At 52.5% G+C, this 17,819-nt stretch carries 14 protein-coding genes; 10 read left to right on the forward strand and 4 right to left on the reverse strand.

What is annotated here, in order from left to right; genetic code table 11:
- The first annotated feature begins 95 nt into the window (after positions 1 to 95).
- The 4 genes from lolA to ACU4F7_RS07515 all read left to right on the forward strand — a co-directional run bounded on the left by lolA (position 96) and on the right by ACU4F7_RS07515 (position 4,892).
- Positions 96 to 707 (forward strand): outer membrane lipoprotein periplasmic chaperone LolA, encoded by a 612-nt coding sequence (gene lolA / locus ACU4F7_RS07500; RefSeq protein ID WP_481638357.1) that lies wholly within the window; start codon positions 96 to 98, stop codon positions 705 to 707.
- Between the two features lie 12 nt (positions 708 to 719).
- Positions 720 to 2,063, forward strand: a complete 1,344-nt coding sequence (gene rarA, locus ACU4F7_RS07505; RefSeq protein ID WP_481638358.1) for a replication-associated recombination protein RarA — start codon at positions 720 to 722, stop codon at positions 2,061 to 2,063.
- A gap of 91 nt (positions 2,064 to 2,154) precedes the next feature.
- Positions 2,155 to 3,447 (forward strand): serine--tRNA ligase, encoded by a 1,293-nt coding sequence (serS, locus tag ACU4F7_RS07510; protein ID WP_024561473.1) that lies wholly within the window; start codon positions 2,155 to 2,157, stop codon positions 3,445 to 3,447.
- A 293-nt stretch (positions 3,448 to 3,740) separates the two neighbouring features.
- Positions 3,741 to 4,892 (forward strand): MFS transporter, encoded by a 1,152-nt coding sequence (locus ACU4F7_RS07515; RefSeq protein ID WP_029592384.1) that lies wholly within the window; start codon positions 3,741 to 3,743, stop codon positions 4,890 to 4,892.
- Between the two features lie 57 nt (positions 4,893 to 4,949).
- On the opposite strand, the gene pflA is transcribed toward ACU4F7_RS07515, so the two are convergent.
- From pflA to ycaO, 4 genes are all read right to left on the reverse strand, one after another.
- Positions 4,950 to 5,690 (reverse strand): pyruvate formate lyase 1-activating protein, encoded by a 741-nt coding sequence (gene pflA / locus ACU4F7_RS07520; RefSeq protein ID WP_029592385.1) that lies wholly within the window; start codon positions 5,688 to 5,690, stop codon positions 4,950 to 4,952.
- Positions 5,691 to 5,886: 196 nt separating this feature from the next.
- The gene (gene pflB / locus ACU4F7_RS07525) at positions 5,887 to 8,169 is read right to left on the reverse strand and encodes a formate C-acetyltransferase (protein WP_029592386.1); all 2,283 of its coding nucleotides are present in this window, start codon (positions 8,167 to 8,169) and stop codon (positions 5,887 to 5,889) included.
- A gap of 51 nt (positions 8,170 to 8,220) precedes the next feature.
- Positions 8,221 to 9,078 carry a formate transporter FocA gene (focA, locus tag ACU4F7_RS07530; protein ID WP_029592387.1) on the reverse strand — a complete coding sequence of 286 codons (858 nt, stop codon included), beginning with the start codon at positions 9,076 to 9,078 and terminating at the stop codon, positions 8,221 to 8,223.
- A gap of 401 nt (positions 9,079 to 9,479) precedes the next feature.
- Complete coding sequence (gene ycaO, locus ACU4F7_RS07535) at positions 9,480 to 11,243, reverse strand: 30S ribosomal protein S12 methylthiotransferase accessory factor YcaO (RefSeq protein WP_481638359.1); 1,764 nt, start codon at positions 11,241 to 11,243, stop codon at positions 9,480 to 9,482.
- A gap of 138 nt (positions 11,244 to 11,381) precedes the next feature.
- Here ycaO and ACU4F7_RS07540 point away from each other — a divergent pair, with 138 nt between their 5' ends.
- The 6 genes from ACU4F7_RS07540 (at position 11,382) to ihfB (ending at position 17,724) form a co-directional block, all read left to right on the forward strand.
- Positions 11,382 to 12,074: a DUF421 domain-containing protein gene (locus ACU4F7_RS07540; protein ID WP_481638360.1), complete on the forward strand. Its 693-nt coding sequence runs from the start codon at positions 11,382 to 11,384 to the stop codon at positions 12,072 to 12,074.
- Between the two features lie 162 nt (positions 12,075 to 12,236).
- On the forward strand, positions 12,237 to 13,322 hold the full coding sequence (gene serC / locus ACU4F7_RS07545; protein WP_481638361.1) for a 3-phosphoserine/phosphohydroxythreonine transaminase: 1,086 nt from the start codon (positions 12,237 to 12,239) through the stop codon (positions 13,320 to 13,322).
- A gap of 73 nt (positions 13,323 to 13,395) precedes the next feature.
- Positions 13,396 to 14,682 carry a 3-phosphoshikimate 1-carboxyvinyltransferase gene (gene aroA / locus ACU4F7_RS07550; protein WP_481638362.1) on the forward strand — a complete coding sequence of 429 codons (1,287 nt, stop codon included), beginning with the start codon at positions 13,396 to 13,398 and terminating at the stop codon, positions 14,680 to 14,682.
- 197 nt (positions 14,683 to 14,879) lie between these two features.
- On the forward strand, positions 14,880 to 15,566 hold the full coding sequence (cmk, locus tag ACU4F7_RS07555) for a (d)CMP kinase (RefSeq protein ID WP_024557001.1): 687 nt from the start codon (positions 14,880 to 14,882) through the stop codon (positions 15,564 to 15,566).
- Between the two features lie 111 nt (positions 15,567 to 15,677).
- The gene (gene rpsA, locus ACU4F7_RS07560; RefSeq protein WP_024557000.1) at positions 15,678 to 17,348 is read left to right on the forward strand and encodes a 30S ribosomal protein S1; all 1,671 of its coding nucleotides are present in this window, start codon (positions 15,678 to 15,680) and stop codon (positions 17,346 to 17,348) included.
- Between the two features lie 91 nt (positions 17,349 to 17,439).
- Positions 17,440 to 17,724 (forward strand): integration host factor subunit beta, encoded by a 285-nt coding sequence (gene ihfB, locus ACU4F7_RS07565; RefSeq protein ID WP_004387353.1) that lies wholly within the window; start codon positions 17,440 to 17,442, stop codon positions 17,722 to 17,724.
- Positions 17,725 to 17,819: the final 95 nt, after the last annotated feature.

The following is a 17,819-nucleotide window of genomic DNA, read 5'->3' on the forward strand; positions in this document are numbered from 1 at the left end:
CAGCATTTTCTTCTGTCGGCCGTTGCGCTTATCTGGCTACAGTTACCGACAGAAAGTTTTCCCGCATCGGGAATTCGCGAATCTGAGGAATAACAATGAAAAAAATCGCCATTACCTGTGCTTTACTTTCTGCCTTTACTGTAAGCAGCGTCTGGGCGGATGCCGCCAGCGATCTGAAATCCCGCCTCGATAAGGTGAGCAGCTTCCACGCCAGCTTCACACAAAAAGTTACCGACGGCAGCGGCGCGGCAGTGCAGGAAGGCCAGGGCGATTTATGGGTAAAACGCCCTAATTTATTTAACTGGCATATGACCCAGCCCGACGAAAGCGTGCTGGTTTCAGACGGAAAAACGCTTTGGTTCTATAATCCGTTTGTAGAGCAGGCCAGCGCGACCTGGCTTAAGGACGCAACCAGCAATACGCCGTTTATGTTGATTGCTCGTAACCAGACCGCCGACTGGCAGCAGTATAATATTAAACAGAACGGTGATGATTTTGTGCTCACGCCAAAGAATGCCAGCGGCAATCTGAAGCAATTTACTATCAATGTCGGGCGTGATGGCACCATTCATCAATTCAGCGCGGTCGAACAGGATGATCAGCGCAGCAGTTATCAACTGAAGGCTCAGCAGAACGGCACGGTGGAAATGAGCAAGTTTACTTTCACGCCGCCGCAGGGCGTAACCGTTGACGATCAGCGTAAATAAATAGAGGTGCGGGTGAGCAATCTGTCGCTCGATTTTTCCGATAACGCTTTTCAGCCTCTGGCCGCTCGTATGCGGCCAGAAAACTTAGCGCAGTATATCGGTCAGCAGCATCTGCTGGCGGCGGGCAAACCGTTGCCCAGAGCTATCGAGGCCGGGCACCTGCATTCAATGATCCTTTGGGGGCCGCCAGGCACCGGCAAAACAACCCTTGCGGAAGTGATTGCCCGCTATGCTAATGCGGATGTGGAGCGTATCTCTGCGGTTACCTCGGGGGTAAAAGAGATCCGCGAAGCTATCGAGCGCGCGCGTCAGAACCGTAACGCAGGTCGGCGTACAATCCTGTTTGTGGATGAGGTCCATCGCTTTAATAAAAGCCAGCAGGATGCTTTCCTGCCGCATATTGAAGATGGCACCATCACGTTTATTGGCGCCACCACAGAAAACCCTTCCTTTGAGCTTAACTCGGCGCTGCTCTCCCGGGCCCGCGTCTATTTGCTGAAATCGCTGACCACAGACGATATCGAGCAGGTGCTTGAGCAGGCAATGAACGATAGCCAACGCGGTTATGGCGGGCAGGATATCGTTCTGCCTGAAGAGACCCGCCGGGCAATAGCCGAACTGGTTAACGGCGACGCCCGACGCGCCCTTAATACGCTGGAAATGATGGCTGACATGGCGGAAGCGGACGATGCGGGCAAGCGCGTGCTGAAGCCTGAGCTGTTGACAGAAATCGCTGGCGAGCGCAGCGCGCGCTTTGATAATAAAGGCGATCGCTTTTACGATCTGATTTCAGCCCTGCACAAGTCGGTGCGCGGCTCCGCTCCTGATGCGGCGCTTTACTGGTACGCAAGAATAATTAGCGCAGGCGGCGATCCGCTTTATGTGGCGCGCCGCTGTCTGGCTATCGCTTCGGAAGATGTCGGCAATGCCGACCCGCGCGCCATGCAGGTGGCGATTTCCGCCTGGGATTGTTTTACTCGCGTTGGTCCTGCGGAAGGGGAACGTGCAATCGCGCAGGCGATTGTTTATCTCGCCTGTGCCCCGAAGAGCAATGCCGTCTATACCGCCTTTAAGGCGGCGTTACGCGATGCTCGCGAGCGTCCCGATTACGATGTGCCTGTGCATTTACGCAATGCGCCTACCAAATTAATGAAAGAAATGGGATATGGGCAGGAATATCGCTACGCCCATGACGAACCTAACGCTTATGCCGCAGGTGAAGAGTATTTCCCCAGCGAAATGGCACAAACTCGCTATTATCAGCCGACAAACAGAGGTCTTGAGGGCAAGATTGGCGAAAAGCTCGCCTGGCTTGCTGAGCAGGATCAGAAAAGCCCCACAAAACGCTACCGCTAGCGCATGCGTTGCGGTAAGGTTATCCCTGTATTTTTGCGCGTCCGCAGGCTGCGGTCGCCTTCCATTTCAATTCGATAAGCACAGGATAAGCATGCTCGATCCCAATCTGCTGCGTACCGAGCCAGACGCAGTCGCTGAAAAACTGGCACGCCGGGGCTTTAAGCTGGACGTAGATAAGCTGCGCGCTCTTGAAGAGCGTCGTAAGGTTTTACAAGTTAAAACTGAAAACCTGCAGGCTGAGCGTAACTCGCGATCGAAATCCATCGGCCAGGCGAAAGCGCGCGGAGAAGATATCGAGCCATTGCGTCTTGAAGTCAACAAGCTGGGCGAAGAGCTGGATACCGCCAAAACCGAACTTGACGCGCTGCAGGCGGAAATTCGCGACATCGCGCTGACTATCCCGAACCTGCCGGACGATAGCGTGCCGGTTGGCAAAGATGAAAACGACAACGTAGAAGTCAGCCGCTGGGGCACGCCTCGCGAGTTCGATTTCGACGTACGCGACCACGTTACGCTGGGCGAAATGCACGGCGGGCTGGACTTCGCCAGCGCGGTTAAGCTGACAGGTTCCCGTTTTGTGGTGATGAAAGGGCAGATTGCGCGTCTTCACCGCGCGCTGGCGCAGTTCATGCTGGATCTGCATACCGAACAGCATGGCTATAGCGAAAACTACGTACCGTATCTGGTTAACCACGACACGCTATATGGTACGGGGCAGTTGCCGAAATTTGCGGGCGATCTCTTCCATACTCGTCCGCTGGAAGAAGAGGCAGACAGCAGCAACTATGCGTTAATCCCGACTGCGGAAGTGCCGCTGACTAACCTCGTGCGCGATGAGATCCTGGAAGAAGAGTCGCTGCCTGTTAAAATGACCGCGCACACGCCGTGCTTCCGCTCAGAAGCGGGCTCTTATGGTCGTGATACCCGTGGCCTGATTCGCATGCATCAGTTCGATAAAGTCGAAATGGTGCAGATTGTTCGTCCGGAAGATTCCATGGACGCGCTGGAAGAGATGACCGGGCATGCGGAAAAGGTGCTGCAACTGCTTGGCCTGCCGTACCGTAAGGTACTGCTCTGTACGGGCGATATGGGTTTTGGCGCCTGCAAAACCTATGACCTCGAAGTTTGGGTGCCGGCGCAGAACACCTACCGTGAAATTTCTTCTTGCTCCAACGTCTGGGATTTCCAGGCTCGTCGTATGCAGGCGCGCTGTCGCAGCAAGTCTGACAAGAAAACGCGTCTGGTGCATACCCTTAACGGCTCTGGCCTGGCGGTAGGCCGTACGCTGGTCGCGCTGCTGGAAAACTACCAGCAGGCGGATGGCCGCATCGAAATCCCGGAAGTGCTGCGTCCGTATATGAAGGGTCTCGAATTTATCGGTTAACTTTACCGGTTAATAAAAAGCGCCTGCGGGCGCTTTTTTTATGACTTTTGCTTGTGTAAAACAGCGCTGCGTTCGATGAATTTTTTCTTCTGATTTTTCGCTGTTCTTTTCTGATAAAGATTTCCATAACAACGAGTTAAATAGTCAGTGCTTCGCTAAAGCCCGGCGCAGAATCAATACTCTTCATCGTTAGTAAACAAATCGTGTTAATGGGGCGCAGCGGCACATTGACTTTAGTTGCGCCAGTGGCATGATGCGCACGAATTTTCTTTAATCCTCACGGTTTAGCTCCAATGTCCATCTATACCCGGCCAGTGCTGCTTCTGCTCTGTGGCCTGCTTTTGTTGACCCTGGCGATAGCGGTTTTAAATACGCTGGTGCCGCTTTGGCTCGCCCATGAAAATCTGCCTACCTGGCAGGTGGGTATGGTCAGCTCCTCTTATTTCACCGGCAATTTACTCGGCACGCTTATTACGGGCGCTCTGATTAAAAAGCTGGGTTTTAACCGCAGCTACTATATCGCCTCGATTATTTTTGCTGCCGGGTGTGCTGGTCTGGGACTAATGGTGGGCTTCTGGAGCTGGTTCGCCTGGCGTTTCATTGCCGGGGTAGGGTGCGCCATGATTTGGGTCGTGGTGGAAAGCGCTCTGATGTGCAGCGGAACGTCGCGCAACCGAGGGCGACTGCTTGCCGCTTATATGATGGTTTATTACGTCGGCACTGTCGCTGGACAGTTATTGGTCAGCAAGGTTTCAACTGAGCTGATGAATGTGCTGCCATGGGTTACCGGAATAATTATTACGGGTATTTTGCCGCTTATCTTTACTCGCATCGTAAATGACCATGGCGAGCAGCAGCAGGAAACAACCCATGTCTGGCCTATGCTGCGCCTGCGTCATGCGCGTCTGGGCGTTAATGGCTGTATTATTTCCGGAATTGTGCTGGGTTCGCTCTACGGCCTGATGCCTCTCTATCTTAACCATCAAGGCGTAAGCGATTCCGGTATCGGTTTCTGGATGGCGGTAATGGTCAGCGCCGGCATTGTTGGTCAATGGCCGGTAGGTAAGCTGGCGGATCGTTTCGGCCGTCTGCTGGTTCTGCGCGTACAAGTGTTTGTGGTCATCATGGGCTGCATGGCAATGCTGAGCAACGCCGCCATGGGGCCGACCCTGTTTGTGCTTGGCGCAGCAGGTTTTACGCTTTACCCGGTTGCAATGGCCTGGGCTTGTGAAAAAGTGGCGCCGCATCAGCTGGTGGCTATGAATCAGGCGCTGCTGCTGAGTTACACCATCGGTAGCCTGCTGGGGCCGACGCTAACGGCCTCGCTGATGCAGAGCTATTCCGACAGTCTGCTGTTTGTGATGATTGCCAGCGTGTCGTTCATCTATTTGATGATGCTCCTGCGCAAAGCGGGCGAACATCCGACGCCAGTGGCGCATGCCTGATAACAAAAACGCCCGCAATCGCGGGCGTTTTACTTTTAACGCGCTTATTTAACGCGCTTAGTACATGACCTTATGACCGTACTGTTCAAGGATACCTTTAACGCGCTCCATGGTCTCTTTCCTGGGCGGTTTAACGCCATCCAGTTTGTATTCTTCCCCCATAGCGACCCACTTGTGTTTGCCTAATTCGTGATAGGGCAACAGTTCGATTTTTTCAATATTGCCCATATCACGGGTAAACTCGCCAAGACGATGCGCTGAATCATCATCATCTGACCAGCCCGGCACCACAACGTAGCGAATCCAGGTGTTAATGCCTTTGTTGGCAATATAGCGGGCAAATTCCAGGGTACGGTGATTGGAAACGCCTACGAGGTTCTGGTGGATCTCATCGTTCATTTGTTTGAGATCGAGCATCACCAGATCGGTAACTTCAAGCAGCTCGTCTATCACCGGATCGTAGCGACGAACAAACCCGTTAGTATCGAGGCAAGTATGAATGCCTTCCTGCTTGCAGGCGCGGAACCAGTCGCGTACAAACTCTGCCTGTAAAATCGCTTCACCGCCGGATGCAGTAACGCCGCCGCCAGATGCATTCATAAAATGACGATACGTCACAACCTCTTTCATCAGTTCTTCAACTGTCACTTCTTTACCGCCATGGGTGTCCCAGGTATCCCGGTTATGACAGTAAAGGCAACGCATCAGACAGCCCTGAAAGAAGGTGATAAAGCGGATGCCCGGGCCGTCGACGGTGCCACAGGATTCAAAGGAGTGAATGCGACCATTTACTGACATTGCGGTGTTTCTCCAGTTTTGGCCCCGATTACGGGCCTTGTGATCGCGGTCTCGTTGCCGCGTCGAGTCTCTTTTGCCAGATAACTAAATTATAGAATAGCGATCTGCAAAAACGGCTCGCAGGGAGCGGGGAGGTATAAGAAAGGCCCCACAAAGGTGGAGCCTTCATTGTACGCTTTTTCAGTCAAACCTTAAATTACATAGTCTGAGTGAAAGTACGGGTAATAACGTCCTGCTGCTGCTCTTTAGTCAGAGAGTTAAAGCGCACAGCATAACCGGATACGCGGATAGTGAGCTGCGGATATTTTTCCGGGTGCTCCATCGCATCCAGCAGCATATCGCGGTTCATGACGTTAACGTTGAGGTGCTGACCACCTTCAATAGAGGACTCATGGTGGAAGTAACCATCCATCAGGCCCGCCAGGTTAGTCTTACGCACTTCATCATCTTTACCCAGCGCATTCGGCACGATTGAGAAGGTGTAAGAAATACCATCTTTAGCGTAGGCGAACGGCAGTTTAGCAACGGAGGTCAGAGAGGCGACAGCACCTTTCTGGTCACGGCCGTGCATCGGGTTTGCACCCGGTCCGAACGGTGCCCCAGCGCGGCGGCCATCCGGGGTGTTACCGGTTTTCTTACCATATACCACGTTAGAGGTGATGGTCAGAACAGACTGAGTCGGGATAGCGTTGCGGTAAGTATTAAGTTTCTGAATTTTCTTCATGAAACGTTCTACCAGGTCAACCGCCAGGTCATCCACGCGAGCGTCGTTGTTACCAAACTGCGGGTATTCGCCTTCGATCTCAAAGTCCACAGCCAGGCCATCTGCGTCGCGAACCGGTTTCACTTTCGCATATTTGATAGCGGACAGGGAGTCAGCAGCAACCGACAGACCGGCGATGCCGCAAGCCATGGTGCGGATAACGTCACGGTCATGAAGGGCCATCAGCGACGCTTCGTAGCTATACTTATCATGCATATAGTGAATGATGTTCAGCGCGGTAACGTACTGTTTAGCCAGCCAGTCCATGAAGTGATCCATACGTTCCATCACTTCGTCGAAGTTCAGCACATCGCCTTTGATCGGTTCTGATTTCGGACCAACCTGCATTTTCAGTTTTTCATCCACGCCGCCGTTAATGGCATAGAGCATGGTTTTAGCGAGGTTTGCACGCGCGCCGAAGAACTGCATTTGCTTACCAACAACCATCGGGCTTACGCAGCAAGCGATAGCATAGTCATCGTTGTTGAAGTCCGGACGCATCAGATCATCGTTCTCATACTGCAGAGAAGAGGTGTCGATGGAGACTTTCGCAGCGAATTTTTTGAAATTCAGCGGCAGTTTTTCAGACCACAGAATAGTGATGTTCGGTTCCGGAGACGGCCCCATGGTGTAAAGGGTGTTCAGGAAGCGGAAGCTGTTTTTTGTCACCAGAGTACGGCCGTCAACGCCCATGCCGCCAATGGACTCGGTAGCCCAGATCGGGTCGCCAGAGAACAGCTCGTCATATTCCGGAGTACGCAGGAAGCGAACCATACGCAGTTTCATGACCAGGTGGTCAATCATTTCCTGAGCGTCTTGCTCGGTGATTTTGCCTGCTTTCAGGTCGCGCTCAATGTAAACATCCAGGAAGGTGGAGACACGACCAAAGGACATTGCCGCACCGTTCTGAGATTTTACCGCCGCCAGATAGCCGAAATAGGTCCACTGTACTGCTTCTTGCGCGTTAGTTGCCGGACCGGAGATATCGCAACCATATTTCGCCGCCATCTCTTTGATCTGGCCCAGAGCGCGATGCTGTTCAGCAATTTCTTCACGCAGACGAATAGTGGCTTCGAGGTTTACACCGTTTTCCAGATCCTGCTGCAGAGAAGCAAACTGCGCGAATTTGTCTTTCATCAGGTAGTCGATACCGTACAGCGCAACGCGACGGTAGTCGCCGATGATACGGCCGCGGCCATAGGCATCCGGCAGACCGGTCAACACGCCAGATTTACGGCAGCGCAGGATATCCGGCGTATAAACGTCGAATACGCCCTGGTTATGGGTTTTACGGTATTCAGTGAAGATTTTTTTCAGTGCCGGATCCAGCTCGCGTTCGTACGCTTTGCAGGAACTTTCCACCATTTTGATACCGCCGAACGGAATGATGGCGCGTTTGAGCGGCGCTTCAGTTTGCAGACCGACGATTTTTTCGAGGGCTTTGTTGATATAGCCCGCGTCATGAGAGGTGATGGTGGAGGCGACAGAAGTGTCGAAGTCGACTGGCGCGTGAGTGCGGTTTTCCAGTTTGACGCCTTCCATTACTTTGTCCCACAGCTTGGTAGTTGCATCAGTTGCACCTGCCAGGAAGGACTCATCACCCTCGTACGGGGTGTAGTTTTTCTGGATGAAGTCACGTACGTTGACTTCATTTTGCCAGTCGCCTTTAGCAAAACCTTCCCAGGCTGTGGCTAATTTTTCATTAAGCTCGGACATGTTACACCTACCTTCTTAAGTGGATTTTTTATTTACTGCCTGGAATGACCATTAATGATGGTCGTCGCCACGCAGATAAATGACCCAGTACGTCAATCCGACTAATAAACCACCACCGATAATATTACCGATTGTCACCGGAATCAGGTTATCCACGATGAAATTTATGATAGTCAGATGAGAAAATTGGTCCGGAGACGAACCGACGGCGGTCCAGAATTCCGGGCTGGCGAAATCACGAATAACGATGCCCATCGGGATCATAAACATATTCGCGATACTGTGTTCGAAGCCGCTGGCTACAAACATGGCAACCGGCAAAATCATAATGAAAGCTTTATCTACGAGGCTGCGACCGGAATAGCTCATCCAGACCGCCAGGCAGACCATCAGGTTCGCCAGGATGCCGAGGCTCACAGCCTCAATAAAGGTGTGATGCAATTTGTGGTCTGCCGTCTGCAGGACGTTAAGTCCCCACGCGCCGTTAGCGGTCATATACTCACCCGACAGCCACATCAGAAGAACAAAGAGAAGCGCGCCGATCAGGTTGCCGATATAGACGTTTAACCAGTTGCGCGCCAGTTGACCCCAGGTTATACGGCCGCTGGCTTTCGCTACCACGATTAAAACGGTCGAGGTAAAGAGATCGGCGCCGCAAATAACACAAAGAATTAAGCCAAGTGAGAAACAAATGCCGCCGATAAGTTTCGCCATGCCAAAGGGCATCGTGGCGGCGCCTGTCGTAGCGGTAATATAGAAAACAAAAGCAATGGAGATGAAGACACCTGCCGTTATCGCCAAATAAAAGGTTTTCAGCGGATGTTTCGTTGCTTTATAGACACCAGCCTCCTCGGCAACTTTCGCCATCGCAGCTGGAAGTAATAGATCAAAAGGGTTGTCAGCTTTCACACTAACTCTCTCTTTATTCAGTCGGCGAGGAGATACTAACAAAGCATTATAGAGTAAAATTTGATGTGGATCATAACTCGCCAGGTTTATAGGCCTGAAAACAGCATGGGGATAGGCTATTTTCAGATTAACTAATTGATTATCCTGATAAAAAAATATTTTAAAAATTATTATAAGAGTTGAATTATTTTCTGCGGCCTCCTTTGAAATCGTTAATCAATATGTAGTATTGACGAAAAAAGGTAACAAAGGACACGTTGGTTAAATTAATTTTTCACCTTAATTTAACTTAACAATTACATAAGAATTAATTTCGATAAGAATAAAAAACGGGGCAATAAAATTGCCCCGTCTTATTAATTAAACATACGCTTATGAAAGCATTATAGATATGCGTTATATCAATTAACGTTCCAGTAAGATGCTTTAGCGCGCTGTAATTTTTCATAAGCGGCGAGCAGCGCCTGATGCGCAGGGAACGCATGCAAATCAGCGTCAACAGGCTGCAGGCCATAAAAAGGCGCTTCGCCGCTTACCGCCGCGCTGGCCGCTTCTACCGCCTCTTTGCCGTACATACGTTCAAACGCATGCAGATACTGAAGCGGCTCACGATCTTCTTCCTGCGCCAACAGCAACAGAGTTTGCAGGCAGCGGTAGTAATTAGCGCGCTCGGCGGTAAAGACAGAGGCATTAAACTCCATAGTCCATTCAGTCCAGATCAGCGCCTGATCCATATCGCCGCCCGCCAGCGCCAGCATCGCTTTCAGTTCGCCGATGCGCAATGTGTACCAACCGTTATCTTTGCCGGTCGCCAGACCCAGCAGTTCGCGCACGCGAGTAAAATCGTCATGACCTTCCTCATCAAGCTGCGCGATGAGGTTCAGATAGTCTTCTTTATCCCACTCGCTGCCTGGCAGGGCGAGCAGCGTTTCGCGCAAGTGAGCGCCCATGCTGTTATTAGCGAGCAGCAAATCTTCTGCAGGGTAGATGTCAGACATGCCCGGTACGAGGATGCGACAAGCGTAAACGTCAAGGTGCTCGTAATCGGCGATATAAACTTCTTTGTCTTCCGCCTGGAAAATGGCCATCAGGGTGGCGAATTCTTCTTCAGTGGAGCCGGCGAAGCTCCAGTCAACGAACGGATAATCGGCGTCCTGCTTGAACATATCCCAGGAAATCAGGCCGCTGGAGTCGATGAAGTGCGTCTCGAGGTTAGCATGTTCAGCGACTTCTTCATCATCAAATGTCGGCGGTGTAAAGACATCCAGATCCTTGAGGCTGCGGCCTTGCAACAGCTCGGTTACGGTACGTTCAAGCGCCACGCCGAAATCAGGATGCGCGCCGAAAGAGGCGAAACAAGTACCGTTAGCCGGGTTAAACAGCACGACGCAGATAACCGGATACTGGCCGCCCAGCGAGCCGTCGTAGGCGAAAATCGGGAAGCCTTCGGCTTCTAATTTTTCTATTGCTGCAACCACGCCTGGATAACGCGCCAGCACCTCGGCGGGAATTTCCGGCAGGCTGATGCTCTCGGCGATAATGCGGTTTTTGATATGGCGCTCGAAGACTTCTGAAAGTCCCTGTACGCGCGCTTCGTTACGCGTGTTGCCTGCCGACATACCGTTAGACACATAAAGGTTGCCCACGATATTCATCGGAATATAGACGGTCTCTTCATCAGACTGGCGCGTAAAAGGCAGGGCGCAAATCCCGCGATCTTCATTACCCGACTGCAAATCCACCAGCATGCTGGCGGTCAGTTCGTTCTCCGGATCGTAAAAATCACGCAGGCGCGCGTCCAGTATCCCGTCTGGCAGACTGTCGTCCTGCGGAATAGCGAACCATTTTTCGTTCGGGTAATGCACGAACGGGCCGTTGGCGATCGTGTCGCCCAGCCAAAAATCTGCAAAAAAGTAGTTAGTGGAGAGGCGTTCAAAGTACTCGCCAAGGGCGGAGGCGAGCGCCGCTTTTTTTGTCGCTCCTTTACCGTTGGTGAAGCACAGCGCGCAATCTTTATCGCGAATATGCACAGACCAGACGTTCGGCACCGGATTGAGCCACGAAGCTTCTTCGATATTAAAACCGAGATCGGTGAGTTTTTGCTGGAAGCGAGCGATGGAGTCTTCCAGAGCGGCGTCTTTGCCGGGAATGAAGGTTTGAGTCATGGGATCCACTTTTATCGTACGCAAAGCGCGCAATGATACGGGTTTTACCTTACTTGCGCTATCGCAGGCCGCAGGCAGGCAAAAATAAATCTTCGCGCTATGCTTGGGTAAAGTAACCTACTGTTATGGCAATAAAATATGAAAGCTTTTGACTTGCATCGAATGGCGCTGGACAAAGCCCCGCTGGAATTTTTAGGCGAGGTAGCGCTGCGCAGTCTCTATACCTTTATATTGGTTTTTATCTTTCTCAAGCTTACCGGACGGCGCGGCGTGCGCCAGATGTCACTGTTCGAAGTGTTAATCATCCTGACGCTTGGCTCGGCGGCAGGCGACGTGGCGTTTTATGATGACGTGCCGATGGTGCCGGTTTTTGTGGTCTTCGTCACGTTGGCCCTGCTTTATCGCCTGGCGATGTGGCTGATGGCGCACAGCGAAAAAATGGAAGATCTGCTTGAGGGAAAACCGCGCAACATCATCGAAGAGGGGGAGCTTGCCTGGGAAAAGCTCAAACATGAAAACATGACGGAATTTGAGTTTTTTATGGAGTTGCGCCTGCGGGGCGTTGAGCATTTAGGTCAGGTCCGGCTCGCTATTCTCGAAACCAACGGCCAGATAAGCGTTTATTTCTACCCTGATGAAGAGGTGCGTCCTGGACTCTCTATTCTTCCGAGTTATTGTCGCGAGCGGTTTGTCGTTATCCCGGAGGCGGGTTATTACGCCTGCATGAATTGCAGTGAGGTTATGGAATTCAGTGCTGGTGACCGCAAGCATTGCCCGCGTTGTAAACATCACGCGTGGGTTAAAGCGAGCACCGCTAGGCGCGTGACCTGACAGCGGATTTATCCGTTATCCTTCACTGCGCTGGAGGAATCTGTTGTGTGATTTAGCGCACATTCATCGACCGTCCGGGATTACCCATTGCAGCGCCCGCGCCTGAATGATAAAACCGATATCCACAGGAAAAACGTATTGCTTTATATGTGGTGAGGGAAAATGAGTCAGGTCTACAATTTTAGTTCTGGTCCGGCAATGTTACCGGCTGAAGTGCTTAAACAGGCTCAACAGGAGCTGGTCGACTGGCAGGGTTTAGGTACGTCGGTGATGGAAATCAGCCACCGTGGTAAAGAGTTTATCGGAGTGGCGGAAGAGGCGGAGCAAGATTTTCGCGATCTGCTGCAAATTCCCTCTAACTATAAAGTTTTATTCTGCCATGGCGGCGGTCGCGGTCAGTTTGCCGGCGTGCCGTTAAACTTGCTTGGCGACAAAACCTCGGCGGATTACGTTGACGGCGGCTACTGGGCAGCGAGCGCGGTCAAAGAAGCGAAAAAATACTGCACGCCGAACGTCATTGACGCCAAAGTCACCGTTGACGGTTTGCGCGCTATTAAGCCGATGCGCGAATGGCAGCTTTCTGACAATGCGGCCTACCTGCATTACTGTCCGAACGAAACCATTGACGGCATCGCCATTGAAGAAACGCCCGATTTTGGCGATGCGATCGTGGCGGCGGATTTCTCCTCCACTATCCTTTCTCGTCCGCTGGATGTCAGCCGTTATGGCGTTATTTACGCGGGCGCGCAAAAAAACATCGGCCCGGCGGGCCTTACGCTGGTGGTGGTGCGTGAGGACTTGCTGGGTAAAGCGCATAATGCCTGCCCGTCAATCCTTGATTACACCGTGCTGAACGACAATGACTCCATGTTCAATACGCCGCCGACTTTCGCCTGGTATCTGGCGGGGCTGGTATTTAAATGGCTGAAGAAACAGGGCGGCGTAGCGGCTATCGACCAGATTAATCAGCAGAAAGCAGATCTGCTCTATGGCGTGATTGATAAGAGCGGTTTCTATCGCAACGATGTGTCGCCTGCTAACCGCTCTCGCATGAACGTGCCGTTCCAGCTTGCCGACAGCGCGCTGGATAAAGTCTTCCTCGAGGAGTCTTTCGCAGCCGGGCTGCACGCGCTTAAAGGCCATCGCGTGGTGGGGGGTATGCGCGCCTCTATCTATAACGCCATGCCGCTGGCAGGTGTTCAGGCTCTGACGGATTTCATGATTGATTTCGAACGCCGTCACGGTTAATCCTTGTCTTTTACTTCTTCCCCGCGGCTAACCGCGGGGTTTTTATTCTGTTTTTAGTGAGAGTTTGCAACGCATGCAGGAATCCCTGACCTTACAACCCATCGCGCTGGTGGATGGCGCTATCAATCTTCCCGGCTCGAAGAGCGTCTCCAACCGCGCTTTGCTGCTGGCGGCGCTGGCGCAGGGCACTACGGTATTAACCAACCTGCTGGACAGCGATGATGTCCGTCATATGCTCAATGCGCTCAACGCGCTGGGTGTGGCTTATACCCTCTCTGAAGATCGCACTCGCTGTGAAGTGACGGGGCAGGGCGGCGTACTGAAGGTTGAAGGGGAGCTTGAGCTGTTTCTTGGGAACGCCGGGACCGCCATGCGTCCTCTTGCCGCTGCGCTCTGCCTTGGCGCCAATAACGTCGTGTTGACTGGCGAACCTCGCATGAAAGAGCGTCCGATTGGCCATTTAGTCGACGCGCTGCGTCAGGGCGGCGCGCAAATTGAGTATCTGGAACAAGAAAATTATCCTCCGCTGCGACTGCGCGGCGGGTTCGATGGCGGGCAGGTGGAGGTGGACGGCTCCGTTTCCAGCCAGTTCCTGACTGCGCTTTTAATGACGGCTCCGCTGGCGGCGAACGACACCACTATCACTATTAAAGGCGATCTGGTTTCGAAACCTTACATCGACATTACGCTGCACCTGATGAAAACTTTCGGCGTCGAGGTCGAAAACCAGGGCTATCAGCGCTTTGTTGTGCGCGGCAGTCAGCACTATCAGTCGCCGGGCGATTATCTGGTGGAAGGCGATGCGTCTTCGGCCTCTTATTTCCTTGCGGCAGCGGCGATTAAAGGCGGCACGGTGAAGGTGACCGGCATTGGTCGCAACAGCGTGCAGGGTGATATTCGTTTTGCCGACGTGCTGGAAAAGATGGGCGCTAAAATTACCTGGGGCGACGATTACATCGCCTGCAGCCGCGGCGAACTGAACGCTATCGACATGGATATGAACCACATTCCGGATGCGGCGATGACCATCGCGACGGCCGCGCTGTTCGCTAAAGGCACCACGACGCTGCGCAACATTTATAACTGGCGCGTCAAAGAGACGGACCGCCTGGCGGCCATGGCGACTGAGTTGCGTAAAGTGGGCGCAGTGGTGGTGGAGGGGCATGATTACATTAGCGTAACGCCGCCGGCGACGCTTCAGGCTGCGGAAATCGGCACCTACAACGATCATCGTATGGCGATGTGTTTCTCGCTGGTGGCGCTCTCAGACACGCCTGTGACTATTCTCGACCCGAAATGCACGGCGAAAACGTTCCCCGATTATTTCGATCAACTTGCTCGCATCAGCACGCCAGCCTGAACAGGTTAACAGCATAAAAACCGCATCCTGCGATGCGGTTTTTTCATAACATATCCTTACATCGCCTTTGTCCAATTCTTCTACACTCAGCCTCACTAACGACGATATTTTGTCGCAAAGATAACAGTCTGTTGCGCAGCGGCGTATAATGCGCGCCGTTCACGTTGCAGGCCTGCCATTTATTGAAGGAGAAAAAGATGACGGCATCCGCCCCGGTAATCACCATTGATGGCCCAAGTGGCGCTGGTAAGGGCACGCTGTGTAAAGCTATGGCTGAAGCCTTGCAGTGGCATCTGCTGGATTCAGGCGCGATTTATCGCGTTCTGGCGCTGGCGGCATTGCACCATCATGTCGACGTCACTTCCGAAGAGGCTCTGGTTCCGCTGGCAGCCCATCTGGATGTGCGTTTTATCGCGCAAGACGGCGAGCTGGAAGTGATCCTTGAGGGAGAAGACGTTAGCGGCGAAATTCGCACTCAGGAAGTGGCGAACGCCGCTTCGCAAGTCGCCGCTTTCCCACGCGTACGCGAAGCGTTGTTGCGGCGCCAGCGCGCTTTTCGTGAAAACCCTGGCCTTATCGCCGACGGACGCGACATGGGAACGGTGGTATTCCCTGATGCGCCAGTAAAAATTTTCCTCGACGCCTCTTCGGAAGAGCGCGCGCACCGCCGTATGCTGCAGTTGCAGGAAAAGGGGTTTAGTGTTAACTTTGAACGCCTTTTGGCCGAGATAAAAGAGCGCGATGAACGCGATCGTAACCGGCCAGTGGCGCCGCTGGTGCCTGCTGAAGATGCTTTAGTGCTGGATTCCACCCGCCTTAGCATCGAGCAAGTCATTGAAAAGGCGCTTGATTACGCCCGCGAAAAGCTGGCGCTCGCAAAGTAAAGCGACAGAATTTGCAGTACCCCCGTTGCAAGGGACTGGCAGCGGGTATGTGAAACAACCCCATCCAGCATGAAGCCAGGTGGACGTTAATTTAAACTCTGAAGATTAAACATGACTGAATCTTTTGCTCAACTTTTTGAAGAATCCCTGAAAGAAATCGAAACCCGCCCGGGTTCTATCGTTCGCGGCGTTGTTGTTGCTATCGACAAAGATGTAGTACTGGTTGACGCCGGTCTGAAATCTGAGTCCGCCATTCCGGCAGAGCAGTTCAAAAACGCTCAGGGCGAAATTGAAATCCAGGTTGGTGACGAAGTTGACGTTGCTCTGGATGCAGTAGAAGACGGTTTCGGCGAAACCCTGCTGTCTCGTGAAAAAGCAAAACGTCACGAAGCATGGCTGATGCTGGAAAAAGCTTACGAAGAAGCTGCAACCGTTACTGGTGTTATCAATGGCAAAGTCAAGGGCGGCTTCACTGTTGAGCTGAACGGTATTCGTGCGTTCCTGCCGGGTTCCCTGGTAGACGTGCGTCCGGTTCGTGACACCCTGCACCTCGAAGGCAAAGAGCTTGAGTTCAAAGTTATCAAGCTGGACCAGAAGCGCAACAACGTTGTTGTTTCCCGTCGTGCCGTTATCGAATCTGAAAACAGCGCAGAGCGCGATCAACTGCTGGAAAACCTGCAGGAAGGCATGGAAGTTAAAGGTATCGTTAAGAACCTCACTGACTACGGTGCATTCGTTGATCTGGGCGGCGTTGACGGCCTGCTGCACATCACTGACATGGCCTGGAAACGCGTTAAGCATCCGAGCGAAATCGTCAACGTGGGCGACGAAATCACTGTTAAAGTGCTGAAGTTCGACCGCGAGCGTACCCGTGTTTCTCTGGGTCTGAAGCAGCTGGGCGAAGATCCGTGGGTTGCTATCGCTAAGCGTTACCCGGAAGGCACCAAGCTGACTGGCCGCGTGACCAACCTGACCGACTACGGCTGCTTCGTTGAGATCGAAGAAGGCGTTGAAGGCCTGGTACACGTTTCCGAAATGGACTGGACCAACAAAAACATTCACCCGTCCAAAGTTGTTAACGTGGGCGATGTAGTGGAAGTTATGGTTCTGGATATCGACGAAGAACGTCGTCGTATCTCCCTGGGCCTGAAGCAGTGCAAAGCCAACCCGTGGCAGCAGTTCGCTGAGACCCACAACAAAGGCGACCGCGTTGAAGGTAAAATCAAGTCTATCACTGACTTCGGTATCTTCATCGGCCTGGACGGCGGTATCGACGGCCTGGTTCACCTGTCTGACATCTCCTGGAACGTTGCAGGCGAAGAAGCAGTTCGTGAATACAAAAAAGGCGACGAAATCGCAGCCGTTGTTCTGCAGGTTGACGCAGAGCGTGAGCGTATCTCCCTGGGCGTTAAACAGCTCGCTGAAGATCCGTTCAACAACTACGTCGCGCTGAACAAGAAAGGCGCTATCGTTACTGGTAAAGTAACGGCAGTTGACGCGAAAGGTGCTACAGTTGAATTAGCAGACGGCGTTGAAGGCTACCTGCGCGCTTCTGAAGCTTCCCGCGATCGCGTAGAAGACGCTACTCTGGTTCTGAACGTAGGCGACGAAGTGGAAGCGAAATTCACTGGCGTTGACCGTAAGAACCGCGTAGTAAGCCTGTCTGTTCGTGCGAAAGACGAAGCTGAAGAGAAAGATGCAATCGCTTCTGTTAACAAGCAGGAAGACGGCAACTTCTCCAACGCTATGGCTGAAGCGTTCAAAGCAGCTAAAGGCGAGTAATCGTCCGGGCGCTAAATCAGGGCGGCTTCGGCCGCCCTTGTTCGATGATAGCTGTAATAATTTTCCGTAATGGAAGAAAACCGGAGGAAACATGACCAAGTCAGAACTCATAGAAAGACTTGCAAGCCAGCACTCCCATATCCCGGCGAAAGCGGTGGAAGATGCAGTAAAAGAGATGCTGGAACATATGGCCTCTACTCTCGCACAGGGCGAGCGTATTGAAATCCGGGGTTTCGGCAGCTTCTCCTTACACTATCGCGCTCCTCGCACCGGGCGTAACCCAAAAACTGGCGATAAAGTAGAACTGGAAGGTAAGTACGTTCCGCACTTTAAACCAGGCAAAGAGTTGCGTGACCGCGCCAACATTTATGGTTAAGCCTTAGGCTTAAACAATAAGAATCGGCACCTCAGGGTGCCGATTTTTTTTGCGCTGCGCTTATACAGGAGCGAAGCCGCAGCTTTTAACGCAAC

Source organism: Franconibacter pulveris, from assembly GCF_056780215.1.